The organism is Flavobacterium sp. T50_26, from assembly GCF_057652995.1.
This window is the reverse complement of sequence record NZ_JBYFCC010000015.1, coordinates 86810-102292: the sequence shown is the minus strand read 5'-3', so window position 1 is coordinate 102292 and position 15483 is coordinate 86810. Positions and strand designations below refer to the sequence as shown.

Genomic DNA, 15483 nt, shown 5'->3' with positions numbered 1-15483 from the left:
CAGGATTAAGAATTATATTTGTATAACTATAATAGGATTTATTTATTAATTTGTATAGTTATTTTAGGACGGGTCAAACTGCCTTCCCCTAAATGCCAAAGCCCTATCCGAAGTAGGTATAGTGTATGAGTAGTGTATGAAAAACATTATGTTAAATAGAGATAAGTATCTTTTTATCATGTAGTAATATGGAACGTTAGTTTAAAAGGTGACTGATAACGAAAATAAACCAAAAAACCCCGCCAAATGGCAGGGCTTTCCGTAACAAATAACCTTTTATTGTTTAGAAACCAATTTACCGGTTTGAACGGCTCCGTTGGAAGTAGCTACTCTGTAGTAGTAAATTCCGGTTGGAAGGTTCAAGGATAATTCGGTATTATTTTGCGTTAATTCTGTTTTATAAACCAATGCTCCTAAGGTGTTATAGATAGTAAGTTCTGAAGAACTTGACTCTATTCCTGCTAAGTCTATTGTTAATGAAGACGAGAACGGGTTTGGATAGAATTTGGCTGTGTTGTTTGCCACTTCATTGGAAGGTGTTGATAACGATTCGCAACCCGGTGTCATTACGGCATTGATTCCAAAGGTGGTAATTCCGCCACTGGTGCTCAACACACGGCCTTCGATGGCTACGCCTAAATTAAGAATAACGGCTCCGTTGTTGCCAATTACTGTTCCTTTAAAGTCGGCATAATCATTTAAGGAGATTGCTCCGTCTACTTTCCAGAAAACGTTTTTGGCTTGTGCTCCGTTTATTAATTCGATAGTGGCATAGGTTGAGGTGGATAATGCTCCTACGATTTTGATAACAAAAACTGCATCAGGATTGTCTTGTGCGTTTAGGGTTACTTTTCCGGTTAACACTGTTGCGGCATTCATTAAATAGGTATGTGGCGTTAGCACAAGGTCGTTGCCAAAGGCAGCAGGATAAAGCAATTGAATGTCTACCGGAAGGGTGTTTAGGTAGGAGTAAACCACGTTTAGATCTGCAGCACATTGTGCCGTTGATACATCAGGGTTTGGGTGGATGGTTCCGGTTACGTTTTCGGCTTGAAACCCGGTTGTTAATCCAACGTTGGTTCCTATATCTCCGGTTACAAATGATATTCCGGTATTGGTTACTTCGCCATTGCCTGAAAAAACAGTGTAGCAAACCACAGTATTTAAGGGTGGTGCAAGCGGACCTGTTAGTTCGGGAGTTCCGCAACCTAACGGCATTCTTACTGTTACGCCTGATACCGTTACGGCTCCAGTGGTAGAGAGTGCACGACCTTCTAAGGAAACTCCACTGTTAAGAATGATTGCGGCGTTGTTGGCTACAATGGTTCCTTTCATTACGGTGTTGGTGGCAAGATCTACAAGACCTTCTATTTTCCAGAATACGTTGCAGGCAAGTGCTCCGTTGGTTAAAATTACTTGTGATCCGGCAGCGGATGAGAATGAACCTTGTATTTGAAAAATGAATACGGCGTTTTCGTCACCTTCTGCGTCTAAAGTTAGGGTGTTGTTTAGTGAAGCACTTTCGCCGATAAAGTAGGTTCCGGCTTCTAATGTTGCTCCATTTCCTAATAATGAGGAAGGGAAAAAGTCCGGAATTGCGGCATCTAATTGATTATAAGCAATTGTTAGGTCTGCAGCGGCAGCGGCTGTTGAGCCATTTGCGTTGTGCATTACACCATCTACGTTTCCGAAATTGTTGTTGGGACCATTGTTTGTACCTACATTTCCTGTGAGGTGCGAAAGTCCTGTGTTGCTCACTGCACCATTGGTTGAAAAAAGTGCAAAGGAAGAAGAGGTTCCGAATACGGGAGCTTGTGCGTTTGCTTGGGTAACAAGACAAGTTAGGGCAACCGAAGTTGCCAATAGTAATAGTTTATGCATAAATAGGGGCGAACTGTTGTTTATTTGGGACAGTTGAATGTAAATGTATAGCTATAAAAATATATAGCATTCTTAGATTGATTTAGTTTAAAATTATTTTTTTAATAATTGTGAAAAAGTGAATTTTATGAGTAAAATCAAGGTTTGATAGAGGATAGTTGAAAAAATGGCATTAGGAAGCTTATTCTTGTTAAATGGTTTTTTAAAGACAATTTAGTGTTTTATAGAGATAGTAATGGGTGGGTTTTGGACATAAAAAAACCTTTGTCAGTTTACTTCTGACAAAGGTTTATGTGGTAGTGATTGTGCTTAGTGAACTAGAGTGTTTCTGCTTTTTTGGAAGCACAACACGCTTTTTTTTCACCGGAAGAACATGATTTTTTTTCTGAGGAAGCAGCGGCTTCTTTGTTGTCTTCTTCTTTTTTAGCTTTCTTTTTCTTTTTGTCTTTGTTAAAAAGCATTGCTTTGTCTGCAGTGTTCACCACATCAGACACCTTATAGGTTTTTCCGTCGGCTGCATTTTCTACCGTTTGAACCAGTACTTCCGGCGTTAGCACGTTGGCATCGTATTCAATAGTTGCTTTTTTTGCTTCAAAATCGATGTCTGCTTTTTGAACGCCATCAAGTTTGGCTAATTTTTTTTCTAAATGTCCGGCACATCCCACTTCGCAATGCATTCCTTCTACTGTGAACGAAGCTGTTGCCAATTGAGCAGGCTGATCTTGTGTGTGTTCAGTAGTTGCAGTTGCATTTTCAGTATTTTCAGTTGCTTCTTTTTTGCAACTTACCATCATTAATGTTGTTAAAGCGATGGCTGCGATTGTTTGTGTGAATTTCATAGTTATATTGTTTAAAATGAGTGATATAAATTTTATTTATAAAGCATTACAAAAATAACATTTTTTTCGCTTTTTATTTGCCAAAATTAACGGAGTTTTGTGACACGAAAAATTATCCATGGAAAATAAGAAGTTACGATTCGTTTATTTAGTGATTTTAGCTCTCGTTTGGGGGAGTTCTTTTATTTTGATTAAAAGAGGTTTGGTTGGGTTAACGCCTTTTCAGTTGGGTTCTTTACGAATGGTTTTTGCGGGTTTGTTTTTGTTGATTATTGGTTTTAATAGCATCAAGCAGATTCAACTTCGCCATTGGAAATATTTAGCGTTAACGGCTTGTTTTGGCACATTTATTCCAGTTTATCTTTTCTCGTATGCTCAAACAGAGATTAGTAGTTCTGTGAGTGCTATTTTGAATTCGCTTACGCCGTTAAATACTTTATTACTTGGTATTTTATTGTTTAAAATAGATTTTCAACGCAGACAGATTTATGGCGTATTTATTGGTTTAATTGGTAGTGCTTTGTTGATTTTGAATGGAGCCGCAAATCATCCGGAGCAGAATTATAATTATGCGATTTTATTAGTTATTGCTTCTGTTTGTTATGCGATGAATGTGAATTTTATTAAAATGTATTTGTCCGATTTAAATCCGTTAAGCATAACCACCGGAAATTTTATTGTGATGTTGATTCCGGCTTCTATAGTTTTGTATTTATCCGGCTTTTTTGAGGCTGTTCACGTTCAGCAAACACAAAGTGTGATTGGCTATATTGTTATTTTGGGAGTGGTTGGTACTGCTTTGGCGAATATTTTGTTTTATAAATTAATTAAAATATCGTCGCCTGTTTTTGCTTCTTCAGTTACTTATTTAATTCCGGTTGTTGCTTTTATGTGGGGTTTGGTTGATAATGAAAGTTTGACTTCAATTCAGTTTTTGGGTGCGGCTATAATTATGTTTGGGGTTTATCTTTCGGCTAAGAAGTGAGAAGTTTTTTGTTTAAAGTTTAAAGTTTCAAGTTTCAGGTTGATAATTCTACTAAAGGAAATATTGCACTAAACTAATCTGTTTTCATCCATTATAGCTAAGCTATCAAAATCTGCGAAAATCTGTTTCATCTAACTCGCGTACTGTTAAAAAGCGAAGCGTCTTTGTGCTCTTTGCTAACTCCTTTGCGAACTTTGTGGTTAAAATTGAGTTTCAGTTTTTAAAGCAGTTAAAAAAAAAAAGACTGCCATTGCTGACAGTCTCATTTAAAATTCTTTGTTTATTGATTATTTAAAATCAGCTTCGCTAACACCTTCGTTCACTTTGATGTCGCTAATTTTGATGTCTAAATCAACACCTACATTCATAATATATTGATAAGGTACTTTTACACCTTTTACATCTCTGTAATCTTTGTAGGTAATTGTACTTTTTCCTTGAGGAGTTGTGGTTGCGTCAGCAATTTTTAAACCGGTAGCTACTTCGTAATAACTTGTTGTTTTTCCATTTACGATAGCATAACAGTCTTTTCCGTCTTGGCTTTCAATTCCTTTTAAAGTAATTCCTTCTTTTTTAAGTAAATTTAATTCCGGGAATGGATGTGCAATAGCTTTCATGTCTTCCAACATTTCACCTTCTAAATTCATTTTTTGCCCTTGTTGAGCCATGAATCCAGTGTTTCCGTTTACTACTTGTTTCATCATGCTCATTCCGCCCATGGTTAATTCTACTAATAATTTTCCATTAGCATCTGTTTTGTTGATGTATGTTAATGGAGCAGGAGCACCAGGTAAATTAGTAGTTCCGGTTAAAAATAATGATTTTACATCAGCAACTGCTTTTTGTCCGCCAACGGCTGAAATGTATTTCTCTAAAACCGATTTAGCCGTAACATCTGCACTAACCTTTTTTTCTTCCGGTTTTTCAACTTTGTTTCCGTATTTGTCGAAATAGAAGATAGGAATGTTTAATTTTTCTAAGCCGGGTAAAACATCGCCGGCTTTACTTACGATAACAACTCTTAAATTTTCGGCTAAGAAATATTTTTTAGAAACTCTCAACACATCATCAGCCGTAACTGCATTGATGTTTTTGATGTAGTTTTCATAGAAATCTGCCGGTAAACCTTGTGTTTTAGTTTGTAATGCATAACGAGCTACAGTTGTTGGTTTTTCAATATCCATTACGAATTTTCCAATGTAACCTGCTTTTACGTTTTTCAACGTTTCATCAGATACTTTTTCAGTTCTGATGCGTTTGATTTCTTTCAAAATTTCAACTACAGCACTATCTGTTACAGCATTTCTAACTTGAGTTGTAGCACTAAAGTTTGACGTGTGTTTGGTTCCTCTTAAACCCGAACGAGCACCATAGGTCCAACCGTGAGCTTCTCTCAAATTCATGTTCAAGTAACTGTTGAAATCACCTCCTAAAATTTGATTTGCTACAATTGCAGCAAAATAATCTTTGTCAGTCATTTTTAAGTTAGTAATATGAACCGCAGCGATTTCTGATTGAACTGCATTTGGAGCATCTACAAAGTTAATTTGCGTGTATTGAACATCTTTTGGATCAGAGTAAGAAACTTGTGGAGCAACTCCTTTTTTCCATGTACCGAATAATTTTTCAACGTTTGCTTTTACTTCAGCAAATTTTACATCACCAACAATTACTAAATAAGCATTTTGTGGTGTAAAATAGGTAGCATAGTTTTGACTAACATCAGCCAAAGTAACTTTGTTGATAGATTCTTCGCTTAGGTATTCTCCGTTTGGATGATTTTTTCCATACGCCAAAACACTTTGAACACGACGAGCAATTGAGGGAACGCTTTTTTCTTCCGATTTTAAACCTTCAATAAGTTTTGCTTTTTCTTTGTCAAATTCTTCTTGCGTAAATACAGGATTTAATGCACCATCGGCCATTAATTCCATAATTCTTTTAGAATATTTTGAAAGTCCGCTTGCAAAAGCACCGTCTGATCCAAAATTAATGCTAGCACCTAAGAAGTCAATTTCTTCGTTAAAAGCATCTTTAGAAATGGTTTTTGTTCCGTTTCCAATTAAGCTACTCGTTAAATCAGAAACACCTTTTTTAGCACCTTCTGCATACGGAGCATTATCGATGGTTAGATTGTATGAAACTCTTGGAAGTTTATCGTTTTCAACCACTAAAACTTTCAATCCGTTTTTCAATTCGAAAGTTTGTGGTTTACCAATATTAATTTTAGGAGCTGGTCCCGGTTTTGGTTGAGGTCTGTCTTGTGCTTGCATAGAAAGTGAAATAAACAAGCTCGTTGCTATAATGACTATTTTTTTCATGATTGATATCTTAATTTTGAGCTTTATCTGATTTAGGAGCGTAATCTAAAAGTAAACGTTGATTTGGATTTAGGAATTTTTTTGCAGCATCTCTAATTTCCTCTCTTGTGATTGAACGGTAGATGTCAATTTCGGTATTAATTAAATTTACATCACCATATAACATGTGAAAAGTTGCTAAATTACCTGCAATTCCTTCTACAGAAGCATTGCTGTTTACGTATTGATTTTCGTAAATGTTTTGTAATTTTTGGAATTCTTTTTCAGAAATTAATTCCGTTTGAAGTTTTACAATTTCCTCATCAATTTCTTTCATTAAATTTTCTGGAGTATTACCGCCCATTGGCAATCCGTATAAAATATACATACCATAATCTTCTTGACTAAAGCTAAATGCACCAACTTGTAAAGCCATTTTTTTGTCGTCAACTAGTTTTTTGTATAAACGAGAAGATTTTCCATCTGATAAAAGTGTAGAAATCATATCTAAAACACGAGCGTCTTTTGTTTTCATAGATGGCGTTCTGTAAGAAGCAACCACCATTGGAATTTGAATGTTTGGATCTTCAAAACGAGCTTTGATTGTTTCTGTAATAGGTGCTTCCTCGATTTTTTGACGAGTAACAGCTTCTCCTTTAGGAATCACACCAAAATATTTATCGATCCAAGCTCTTGCTTGAGCAGGGTCAAATTGTCCGGCAACAACTAAAGTAGCGTTGTTAGGTACATAATATTTTTTGTTGAAAGCTTGAAATTCTTCTAAAGTAGCAGCGTCTAAATGTTCCATCGAACCAATGGTTGCCCAACGGTACGGATGTTTTGTGAACATATTCTTTTTTACTTCAGAAATTAAATTTCCGTAAGGTTGATTGTCAACACGAAGACGTTTTTCTTCTTTTACTACTTCGTTTTGCGTGTCCACACCAATTTGGTTAATAACTGGATGTAACAAACGTTCCGATTCCATCCATAAACCTAATTCTAAATTATTTGATGGGAAAATTTCATAGTAATACGTTCTGTCGTCAGAAGTATTGGCGTTGTTTGTTCCTCCGTTTCCGGTTACAATTTTAAACCATTCACCACGTCCGATGTTTTTTGTTCCTTCAAATAAAAGGTGCTCAAAAAAGTGAGCAAAACCTGTTCTTTCAGGGTTTTCATCTTTTGCACCTACGTGATACATTACAGATGTGATAACCACCGGAGCCGAATTATCTTGGTGTAAAATCACATGCATACCATTATTGAGCGTGTAATGTTCGAACTCTACTTTTTGAGCAGAAACTGTACCTCCAAGCATAAGAACTGAACTTAAAGCCATTAAAGATTTTTTCATAAAAATTAGTTATTTATTTTTTTGCTTTTAAATAAGTATGCAATTTCGGTATTATGTTACACTTTTTTTCAATTTTTATTAAAAAAATCAATCTGGAATACCATATTTTTTTTGAGGTAAATATATTTTGAAGTTTATGTTGTGTGATTCATAATAAGTTGTATATTTGCAAACTTAAAAATTAATTAAAAACACATTGTTATGTACGCAATCGTAGAGATAGCAGGGCAACAATTTAAAGTAAGCAAAGACCAAAAAGTATTTGTTCACCGTTTAGCATCTGAAGAAGGAAGCAAAGTTTCTTTCGATAAAGTGATGTTGTTAGACGATAATGGAACAGTTACTATAGGCGCCCCCGCTATAGAAGGAGCTTCAGTAGAAGCCAAAGTGTTACAACACTTAAAAGGTGATAAAGTAATCGTTTTCAAAAAGAAAAGAAGAAAAGGTTACAAAAAGAAAAACGGACACAGACAGTCATTTACGCAAATTGTTGTAGAAGGTATTTTAGCTTCCGGAACAAAGAAAGCGGCTGCAAAATCTGAAAGTCCTAAAGCTCCAAAAACAACTAAATCAGCTGATGATTTAACGCTTATAGAAGGAGTTGGACCAGTTGCTGCTGAAGTATTAGCTGCTGCCGGAATAACTACCTTTGCTAAATTAGCAAAAACTAGTGCTGATGATGTTAAAACTATTTTAGAAGCATCTGACGCTAAAGTATCACATTTAGATCCAACTACTTGGGCTCAACAAGCACAGTTAGCTGCTGATGGTAAAATGGATGAATTAAAAAAATTACAAGATGAATTAAATGGCGGTAGAGCTGTTTAATTTTAATATTAACTTATAAAACCCTAACATCATGGCTCACAAGAAAGGTGTCGGTAGTTCCAAGAATGGTAGAGAATCAGAATCGAAACGTTTAGGTGTTAAGATTTATGGTGGTCAAGCAGCTATTGCAGGAAATATCATAGTAAGACAAAGAGGTTCTAAACACAATCCGGGAGAAAACGTTTACATTAGTAAAGATCACACTTTACATGCAAGAGTTGACGGAGTTGTTAAGTTTCAGAAAAAAGGTGATAACAAATCATTTGTATCTGTTATTCCTTTTGAAGCATAATTTAGAATTTACTTCAAAATATAAAAACCCATTTCGAAAGAGATGGGTTTTTTAGTTTTACAAAGTTGATTTAAAATTTTTATAAAATCGTAACCAAATTGGTAACTTTTTGTATATTTGTATATGCGAGTAATAGCCGTAAGAACATTAAAAGAATATTTTCAGGAATTTTCTCAAGCAGAACAACCTTTGTTATCTTGGTATGAAGAAGTAAGTACTGCAGAATGGAATAATCCAAATCAATTGAAAGCTCAGTATAGAAATGCTTCCGTATTAACAGATAAAAGAGTAGTTTTCAATATTCATGGAAACACTTATCGATTGATTGTTGATGTGGAATATCGTTTAAAAATTGTTTTTATAGTTTGGTTTGGAACGCACAACGAATATGATAAAATTGATGCTAAAAAAGTAAGTTATGTTAAGACCGATAAAAAATGAACAACAGTATGATGCATCACTACAGAGAGTTTATGAACTGTTGCAAAAAGATGTAAAGCCCGACACTAAAGATTCTGATGAGTTAGAGATTCTCTCTATTCTAATCAAAGAATATGAGAATGAATTTCATCCGATGCCTCAGCCAAGTCCGTTAGAAGCAATTCGATTTAGAATGGATCAAATGAATATTTCTGAAACAGAATTATCTAAAATCTTGGGAGCTCGTTCGCGTAAATCTGAAATTCTTTCCGGAAAAAGAAAATTGAGCCTAGCGATGATTCGTAGATTAAAAGAAAAATTAAATATTCCGGCTGAAGTATTAATTCAGGCTTATTAAAAGTCAAACCATTTCGTGAGAGATGGGTTTTTTTGTGATTAATTTGAAACGTTCATCAAAATTAAGTGAAGAATAACGAGTCGTTCCGTTTCAGAAAAATTTTCAGATTCATTAATTAAAGAGGCAATTCTTATTTCATTTTTATAACCATCCGCCATTAGATTTGCATATATAGTAAATCGTTTTCTTAAGGTTGCTTTATTAGTAGTGTTAGTTTCTTTGCTGTAAACTTCTTCAGCACATGAAGAATAAAAATCCAATGTAGTTAAGGAAAGTAAATCAAAAAAATTAAAGTCAACATTCATCTTGATACTTGCTGTTATTTTTTTTGAAATTTCATCATCATTAAAAATTATTTCGGTTAATTTTAGATAACTTTCTTTGCTTATGTTTTGAATTATTTTACTTTTTAATAAAGATAATTCTGCTTCCTCAAGTAAGTTGAAAATATCTTTTTCAATTCCATAACCTTCGATTAATTTTTGTTGAGTTTTATCTACGATACATTTTTTATAGATAGCATCTGAATCTATCTGTTTGCAACCAGATAAAGTGTAAGAAATTATAAACAAAAATCCAACAAGGAAATATTTTTTAATTTTTAAAATCATAGTACAAGTTTAAACAAAAAAACCCTCACTTTTCAGCAAGGGTAATTTTAATTTCAAAAATCTCAATACTTAATACTTCAGTCTTAATACTTAATACTTCAGTCTTAATACTAATATCTATAATACTCCGGCTTGTAAGGTCCTTGAACATCCACACCAATATAAGCAGCTTGCTCTACATTTAATGTTTCCAATTCAACGCCTAATTTTTCTAAGTGTAAAGCCGCTACTTTTTCATCTAAATGTTTTGGTAGCATATACACTTCATTTTTATAAGCAGAAGCATTGGTATATAATTCAATTTGAGCTAACGTTTGGTTTGTAAATGAATTACTCATTACAAAACTTGGGTGACCTGTAGCACATCCTAAGTTAACCAAACGACCTTCGGCTAAGATAATAATATCTTTTCCGGCAATAGTATATTTGTCAACCTGTGGTTTAATTTCAATTTTTGAAGCACCGTGGTTTTTGTTCAACCATGCCATGTCGATTTCATTGTCAAAGTGACCAATGTTACAAACGATGGTTTTGTCTTTCATTTGCTCAAAATGTTTTCCAACAACGATGTCTTTGTTTCCGGTAGTTGTGATGATGATATCCGCTGTTTTGATTACAGTTTCTAATCTTTTCACTTCAAATCCGTCCATTGCAGCTTGTAAAGCACAAATTGGGTCAATTTCTGTTACAGTCACAATAGAACCTGCACCTCTAAATGAAGCAGCAGTTCCTTTTCCAACGTCACCGTATCCACAAACGATTACTCTTTTTCCGGCTAACATAATATCTGTTGCACGACGAACAGCATCAACAGCTGATTCTTTACAACCGTATTTGTTGTCGAATTTCGATTTAGTAACCGAGTCATTTACGTTGATAGCAGGAATGTGTAAAGTTCCGTTTTTCATTCTTTCATATAAACGGTGAACTCCGGTAGTCGTTTCTTCCGAAAGACCTTTGATTCCACTAATCAATTCTGGATATTTATCAAAAACCATATTTGTCAAATCGCCACCATCATCCAAAATCATGTTTAATGGTTGTCTGTCTTCTCCAAAAAATAAGGTTTGTTCAATACACCAATCAAAATCAACATCATTCAATCCTTTCCAGGCATACACTTGAATTCCGGCAGCAGCAATTGCAGCAGCAGCATGATCTTGTGTTGAAAAAATATTACATGAACTCCAAGTCACTTCTGCACCTAAAGCAATTAATGTTTCAATCAAAACAGCTGTTTGGATTGTCATGTGCAAACAACCTGCAATACGAGCTCCTTTTAACGGTTGACTATCGCCATATTCTCTACGAAGAGCCATTAAGCCCGGCATTTCAGCCTCGGCCAATTCAATTTCTTTTCTTCCCCAAGCGGCAAGCGAAATATCTTTCACTTTGAACGCTACAAATGGCAATGTTTGTGTACTCATTTATAAAATAGTTATATTAGCTAAAAATTTACGCAAATTTACGGAATAGCTTAGAAATTTAAAAGCCTTTTTGTGTTTTTTGTGATTTGTTTAGTCCACTAAAGTTTTGAAATACAATTTGATATATACTTTTCAATAATGCCATTTTACCAGAGAATAAATGTAGATGATAAAACAGCTGTTTTCGTTTGGAAGATAACAGAAACGTTTGATGATTTATTTCGGGAAGTTTCGCTGAAAGATACTTCTTTAGCCAGATTAGAAGGCATGAAATCCGAAAGTCATCAAAAAGGTTTTATGGCGGTTCGGATGCTGTTGCAATACAATGGCTATACCGACTTTGATTTGTTTTATGATGAATTTGGTAAACCTCATTTAAAAGATTGTGTAAACATTTCTATTTCGCATTCGTTTGGTTTTTCAGTTATTGTTTTATCAGATAAAAACGTTGGAATTGATTTAGAACTTCGTCGTGATTTAATAAAAAAAATAGCTTATAAATTTGCAGAGGAAGAATTTGTCTATGAATGCGAAAATAATTCAGTCGAATTTGTTAGTAAATTAACCGTCATTTGGGGCATAAAAGAAGCCGTTTTTAAAGTGCGAAACGAAATCGGAATTAGTTTTAAAGATCATATTTTTGTACAACCATTTGAGATGAACGAGGCAAAAACAACTGCTTTGTTGGATTTTAATTCGGTTAAAAGAGAATTTTTGGTTTACTTTACCGAAATTGAAAATTATACCTTAGTCTGGCTTTGGGAAATGGAATGATGAAAAAAATCTACGAAGAAATACTACAGGCAAAGGCCCAAAATCAAAAATTAATAGCCATTTTACTCGATCCGGATAAAATTGAAATGGGCAATTTAGCTAATTTGATTGAAAAGATTAAAATTAGTCCGGCTGCTTATATTTTTATAGGCGGAAGCATCGTTGAAAATAAAAAAATTGATGAACAGGTTCACTTATTAAAAGAAAAGTTAACTATTCCAGTTGTGCTTTTTCCAGGAAATCCGTCACAAATATCAATTCTAGCAGATGGAATTTTATTCTTGAGTTTATTGTCTGGTAGAAACCCTGATTATCTAATTGAACATCATGTGAATGCTGTTTCAATTCTAAAAAATTCATTTTTAGAGATTATTTCAACCGGTTATATTTTAATCGAAAGCGGAAGTCAAACCGCTGTGGAACGAATCAGTAAAACCAAACCTATAGATAGAAATAATGTTGAATATGTCTGCAAAACAGCCAAAGCAGGAGAATATTTAGGCAATAAATTAATTTATCTCGAAGCCGGAAGCGGTGCAAAAATAGCTGTTCCATTAGAAATGATTAAGGCAGTTTCTCGAGAAATTTCAATTCCATTGATTGTTGGTGGCGGAATTCGTTCGCAAAAAGCAATTCAAAACGCTTTTGATGCCGGAGCCGATTTGGTAGTCATTGGAACTGCATTTGAAAACGATTCTAACTTTTTTAATCATGATTGATTTACTATTCTCTCAGTACAAAGAGTATTCAAATCTTCACATTTTTCTGGAAATAACGGGAGTTTTTTTTGGTTTAATTAGTGTTTGGTATGCCAAAAAAGATAACATTTTAGTATTCCCAACAGGAATCATAAGTACAACCATCTTTATATATTTGTTGTGGGAATGGAAGTTGCTTGGCGATTTTACCATCAACATTTACTATTCAATCATGAGTGTTTACGGCTGGTATCATTGGACCCGAAAAAAAGGAGGTGAAACAGAATTTCCAATTGCACACATTACAAAGAATGAAAAGTTATGGGCAATTGTAATTTTTGTTTTAACATCGATTGCAGTAGTGTTGATTTACACTTTTTTTGATAAATTTACAAGTTGGACAGCTTATGTTGATACATTTACTACCGGAGTATTTTTTGTTGGTATGTGGCTCATGGCAAAACGCAAAGTTGAACACTGGATTTTTTGGATAGTGGGTGATATCGTTTCAATACCTTTGTATTACTATAAAGGATTAACGTTTACCAGCTTACAATATTTTATATTTACAATAATCGCCTTTTATGGCTATATCGAATGGAAGAAAATCTTAAACAACAGTCTACAGAAATCATAAAAATAGCCATTTATGGTCCGGAATGCACCGGAAAAACCACATTGGCTAAACAATTGGCTGAACATTTCAATACAATTTGGATTCCTGAATTTGCTCGTGATTATCTTCAACAAAAATGGGATAAGCATCAGCAAATTTGTCAAAAAGAAGATTTATTGCCTATTGCCATCGGTCAAACAAAACTTGAAAATGAAGGTTTGCAAAAAGCAAATACTTTTTTATTTGCGGATACAAATTTGATGGTTACAAAGGTTTTTTCTGATATATATTATGGAGAAAGCGATCCTGTTTTAGAAAAAGCAGCTAAAAAACATAAATATGATTTGTTTTTTTTAACCGATGTAGATGTGCCTTGGCAAAAAGATGATTTGCGAGACAGCCCAAACGATAGAGAAAAAACACTGCAGATTTTTGAAGAAAATTTACTCAAATTCAATAAACCATATGTAAAAATTACAGGTTCAAAAGAAAAGAGATTTCAAAAGGCAGTGGCCATCATTTCAAATATTTTTGAGACAAAAAAGTTAGGTTTAAATTCATTTGATTATATCCTTTTAGAACAACGTGATATTAAGTTAGATCAAATTAAAAATCAGGTTGGTTTTTTAACCAACGGGATACAAGCTGTTAATCTGGAAAGGCCTGCCAAGTTGAATGACGGAATTGAATCCTTGTCAGTTGATGAAGCTGCCTATTTTGCCAATTTTTTTGATGAAAAACGAAATCATTTAAAACTAAAAAAATTCGTTCCTTCGTCTGGAGCTGCTAGCAGAATGTTTAAATTTTTAAGCGAGTTTTTACACGATTATAAGTTGGGAGAAGAATCAATAAATGCTTATATAAATCGTAAAAAAGCTAAAAATCTATCACTTTTTTTAATTGGTTTAGATAAATTTCCCTTTTATAAAGAAGTGCTAAACCGACTAAAACAATTGTATCCGGAATATGAAACGTGGGGGTATGACAGCAAATGTTATGCTTTCATCAAAATTCTATTGTCAAAAAACGAATTTGATTTTGCTAATAAACCAAAAGGAGTTTTGCCTTTTCATAACTACACTTCTCATATTGCAACTCCAATAGAAGAGCACCTTAATGAAGCTGTTGCATACGCATCATCCAATCAAAAAGCTCATTTACATTTCACAGTTTCTGAAGAACATCAGTCGGAGTTTGAAAAAATTGTAGAAAATGTAAAATCAAAAATTGAAAAAAATACACAAACTGAAATAAGTGTTTCCTATTCTTATCAAGATAAATCAACTGATAGCATTGCTTTAGATTTTGATAATCAATTTATTAGAGAAGACAATAACAGTCTTGTTTTTAGACCTGGTGGTCATGGAGCCTTAATTCAAAACTTGAATAATTTGGATGGCGATGTAATTTTTGTAAAAAACATTGACAATGTTATTCAGAATCATTTAGATGAAATTTCATTATACAAAAAGGCTTTGGCAGGAATTTTATTAGATAAACAACATCAGATTTTCAATTACCTTCGAATGCTTGATGAAGATAATATTACCAAAGAAACTTTAGATGAAATAGTTAATTTTATTCAGTCAAAGTTGCATTTTGAAGTGGTCGACGATTTTTCAAAATATACTAAGGAAAGTAAAATAGAATACCTTAAAAATTATTTAAACCGGCCAATTCGTGTGTGTGGAATGGTTAAAAACGAAGGAGAACCAGGCGGCGGTCCGTTTTGGGTAAGAGACAGAAAAGGATTGGTTTTTTTGCAGATTGTAGAGTCGTCTCAAATTGATGAAAAGGATACCAGTCAAATGAAAATAGTAAAAAATTCAACTCATTTTAATCCGGTAGATTTGGTGTGCGGAATTAGAAATTACCGTGGAGCCAATTTTGATTTAACCGAATTTGTTGATCACTCTAGTGGATTTATAGTTTATAAAAATAAAGGAGGAAAAGATTTGAAAGCCTATGAATTACCCGGACTTTGGAATGGAGCTATGGCAAAATGGTTAACCGTTTTTGTAGAAGTGCCTTTGGTAACTTTCAATCCTGTGAAAACAGTAAATGATTTATTAAAAGTTGCACATCAACCTCATTAAG

General features: G+C 33.9%; 15 protein-coding genes. 9 read left to right on the top strand and 6 right to left on the bottom strand.

Annotated elements, in window-relative coordinates:
* Positions 1-276: 276 nt before the first annotated feature.
* Positions 277-1881, bottom strand: a complete 1605-nt coding sequence (locus tag AC23MC_RS10595) for an ice-binding family protein (RefSeq protein WP_487568326.1) — start codon at positions 1879-1881, stop codon at positions 277-279.
* Between the two features lie 317 nt (positions 1882-2198).
* On the bottom strand, positions 2199-2720 hold the full coding sequence (locus tag AC23MC_RS10590; protein ID WP_487568325.1) for a heavy-metal-associated domain-containing protein: 522 nt from the start codon (positions 2718-2720) through the stop codon (positions 2199-2201).
* 118 nt (positions 2721-2838) lie between these two features.
* On the opposite strand from AC23MC_RS10590, the gene AC23MC_RS10585 reads away from it, so the two are divergent.
* Positions 2839-3705, top strand: coding sequence for a DMT family transporter (locus tag AC23MC_RS10585; protein WP_487568324.1), 867 nt, complete (start codon positions 2839-2841; stop codon positions 3703-3705).
* Between the two features lie 287 nt (positions 3706-3992).
* Here AC23MC_RS10585 and AC23MC_RS10580 read toward each other — a convergent pair whose 3' ends face one another.
* Both AC23MC_RS10580 and AC23MC_RS10575 read right to left on the bottom strand, forming a co-directional pair.
* Entirely contained in the window at positions 3993-6026 is a 2034-nt protein-coding gene (locus AC23MC_RS10580; RefSeq protein WP_487568323.1) for a M16 family metallopeptidase, read from the bottom strand.
* A gap of 10 nt (positions 6027-6036) precedes the next feature.
* The gene (locus tag AC23MC_RS10575) at positions 6037-7362 is read right to left on the bottom strand and encodes a M16 family metallopeptidase (RefSeq protein ID WP_487568322.1); all 1326 of its coding nucleotides are present in this window, start codon (positions 7360-7362) and stop codon (positions 6037-6039) included.
* Positions 7363-7563: 201 nt separating this feature from the next.
* On the opposite strand from AC23MC_RS10575, the gene rplU reads away from it, so the two are divergent.
* The 4 genes from rplU to AC23MC_RS10555 all read left to right on the top strand — a co-directional run bounded on the left by rplU (position 7564) and on the right by AC23MC_RS10555 (position 9260).
* On the top strand, positions 7564-8190 hold the full coding sequence (gene rplU, locus AC23MC_RS10570; RefSeq protein WP_487568321.1) for a 50S ribosomal protein L21: 627 nt from the start codon (positions 7564-7566) through the stop codon (positions 8188-8190).
* A gap of 31 nt (positions 8191-8221) precedes the next feature.
* Positions 8222-8482, top strand: coding sequence for a 50S ribosomal protein L27 (rpmA, locus tag AC23MC_RS10565; protein ID WP_248435982.1), 261 nt, complete (start codon positions 8222-8224; stop codon positions 8480-8482).
* 123 nt (positions 8483-8605) lie between these two features.
* Positions 8606-8923, top strand: coding sequence for a type II toxin-antitoxin system HigB family toxin (locus AC23MC_RS10560; protein WP_487568320.1), 318 nt, complete (start codon positions 8606-8608; stop codon positions 8921-8923).
* Entirely contained in the window at positions 8901-9260 is a 360-nt protein-coding gene (locus tag AC23MC_RS10555) for a helix-turn-helix domain-containing protein (RefSeq protein WP_248435986.1), read from the top strand. Before AC23MC_RS10560 ends, AC23MC_RS10555 begins: the two co-directional genes overlap by 23 nt.
* Positions 9261-9298: 38 nt before the next feature.
* On the opposite strand, the gene AC23MC_RS10550 is transcribed toward AC23MC_RS10555, so the two are convergent.
* On the bottom strand, positions 9299-9871 hold the full coding sequence (locus tag AC23MC_RS10550) for a hypothetical protein (protein WP_487568319.1): 573 nt from the start codon (positions 9869-9871) through the stop codon (positions 9299-9301).
* Between the two features lie 110 nt (positions 9872-9981).
* Positions 9982-11298 carry an adenosylhomocysteinase gene (ahcY, locus tag AC23MC_RS10545; protein ID WP_487568318.1) on the bottom strand — a complete coding sequence of 439 codons (1317 nt, stop codon included), beginning with the start codon at positions 11296-11298 and terminating at the stop codon, positions 9982-9984.
* A 138-nt stretch (positions 11299-11436) separates the two neighbouring features.
* Between ahcY and AC23MC_RS10540 the strand changes: the two genes are divergently transcribed.
* From AC23MC_RS10540 to AC23MC_RS10525, 4 genes are read left to right on the top strand one after another with little or no spacing between them, the layout of a single operon-like run.
* Complete coding sequence (locus AC23MC_RS10540; RefSeq protein WP_487568317.1) at positions 11437-12072, top strand: 4'-phosphopantetheinyl transferase family protein; 636 nt, start codon at positions 11437-11439, stop codon at positions 12070-12072.
* A complete protein-coding gene (locus AC23MC_RS10535) occupies positions 12072-12791 on the top strand; it encodes a phosphoglycerol geranylgeranyltransferase (RefSeq protein ID WP_487568316.1) in 720 nt (239 codons plus the stop codon). The genes AC23MC_RS10540 and AC23MC_RS10535 overlap by 1 nt, the downstream gene beginning before the upstream one ends.
* Positions 12784-13407, top strand: a complete 624-nt coding sequence (gene pnuC, locus AC23MC_RS10530; protein WP_487568315.1) for a nicotinamide riboside transporter PnuC — start codon at positions 12784-12786, stop codon at positions 13405-13407. The genes AC23MC_RS10535 and pnuC overlap by 8 nt, the downstream gene beginning before the upstream one ends.
* Positions 13368-15482, top strand: a complete 2115-nt coding sequence (locus AC23MC_RS10525) for a DUF4301 family protein (protein WP_487568314.1) — start codon at positions 13368-13370, stop codon at positions 15480-15482. The genes pnuC and AC23MC_RS10525 overlap by 40 nt, the downstream gene beginning before the upstream one ends.
* The last annotated feature ends 1 nt before the right edge of the window (position 15483 follow it).

Excerpts from the sequence above, each read along its gene's own strand:
- AC23MC_RS10525 (WP_487568314.1), top strand. The coding sequence starts at position 13,368 with ATGGAAGAAAATCTTAAACAACAGTCTACAGAAATCATAAAAATAGCC.
- AC23MC_RS10585 (WP_487568324.1), top strand. The coding sequence starts at position 2,839 with ATGGAAAATAAGAAGTTACGATTCGTTTATTTAGTGATTTTAGCTCTC.
- AC23MC_RS10535 (WP_487568316.1), top strand. The coding sequence starts at position 12,072 with ATGAAAAAAATCTACGAAGAAATACTACAGGCAAAGGCCCAAAATCAA.
- AC23MC_RS10590 (WP_487568325.1), bottom strand. The coding sequence starts at position 2,720 with ATGAAATTCACACAAACAATCGCAGCCATCGCTTTAACAACATTAATG.
- AC23MC_RS10580 (WP_487568323.1), bottom strand. The coding sequence starts at position 6,026 with ATGAAAAAAATAGTCATTATAGCAACGAGCTTGTTTATTTCACTTTCT.
- rpmA (WP_248435982.1), top strand. The coding sequence starts at position 8,222 with ATGGCTCACAAGAAAGGTGTCGGTAGTTCCAAGAATGGTAGAGAATCA.
- AC23MC_RS10560 (WP_487568320.1), top strand. The coding sequence starts at position 8,606 with ATGCGAGTAATAGCCGTAAGAACATTAAAAGAATATTTTCAGGAATTT.
- AC23MC_RS10540 (WP_487568317.1), top strand. The coding sequence starts at position 11,437 with ATGCCATTTTACCAGAGAATAAATGTAGATGATAAAACAGCTGTTTTC.
- rplU (WP_487568321.1), top strand. The coding sequence starts at position 7,564 with ATGTACGCAATCGTAGAGATAGCAGGGCAACAATTTAAAGTAAGCAAA.
- AC23MC_RS10550 (WP_487568319.1), bottom strand. The coding sequence starts at position 9,871 with ATGATTTTAAAAATTAAAAAATATTTCCTTGTTGGATTTTTGTTTATA.
- ahcY (WP_487568318.1), bottom strand. The coding sequence starts at position 11,298 with ATGAGTACACAAACATTGCCATTTGTAGCGTTCAAAGTGAAAGATATT.
- AC23MC_RS10555 (WP_248435986.1), top strand. The coding sequence starts at position 8,901 with ATGTTAAGACCGATAAAAAATGAACAACAGTATGATGCATCACTACAG.
- AC23MC_RS10595 (WP_487568326.1), bottom strand. The coding sequence starts at position 1,881 with ATGCATAAACTATTACTATTGGCAACTTCGGTTGCCCTAACTTGTCTT.
- AC23MC_RS10575 (WP_487568322.1), bottom strand. The coding sequence starts at position 7,362 with ATGAAAAAATCTTTAATGGCTTTAAGTTCAGTTCTTATGCTTGGAGGT.
- pnuC (WP_487568315.1), top strand. The coding sequence starts at position 12,784 with ATGATTGATTTACTATTCTCTCAGTACAAAGAGTATTCAAATCTTCAC.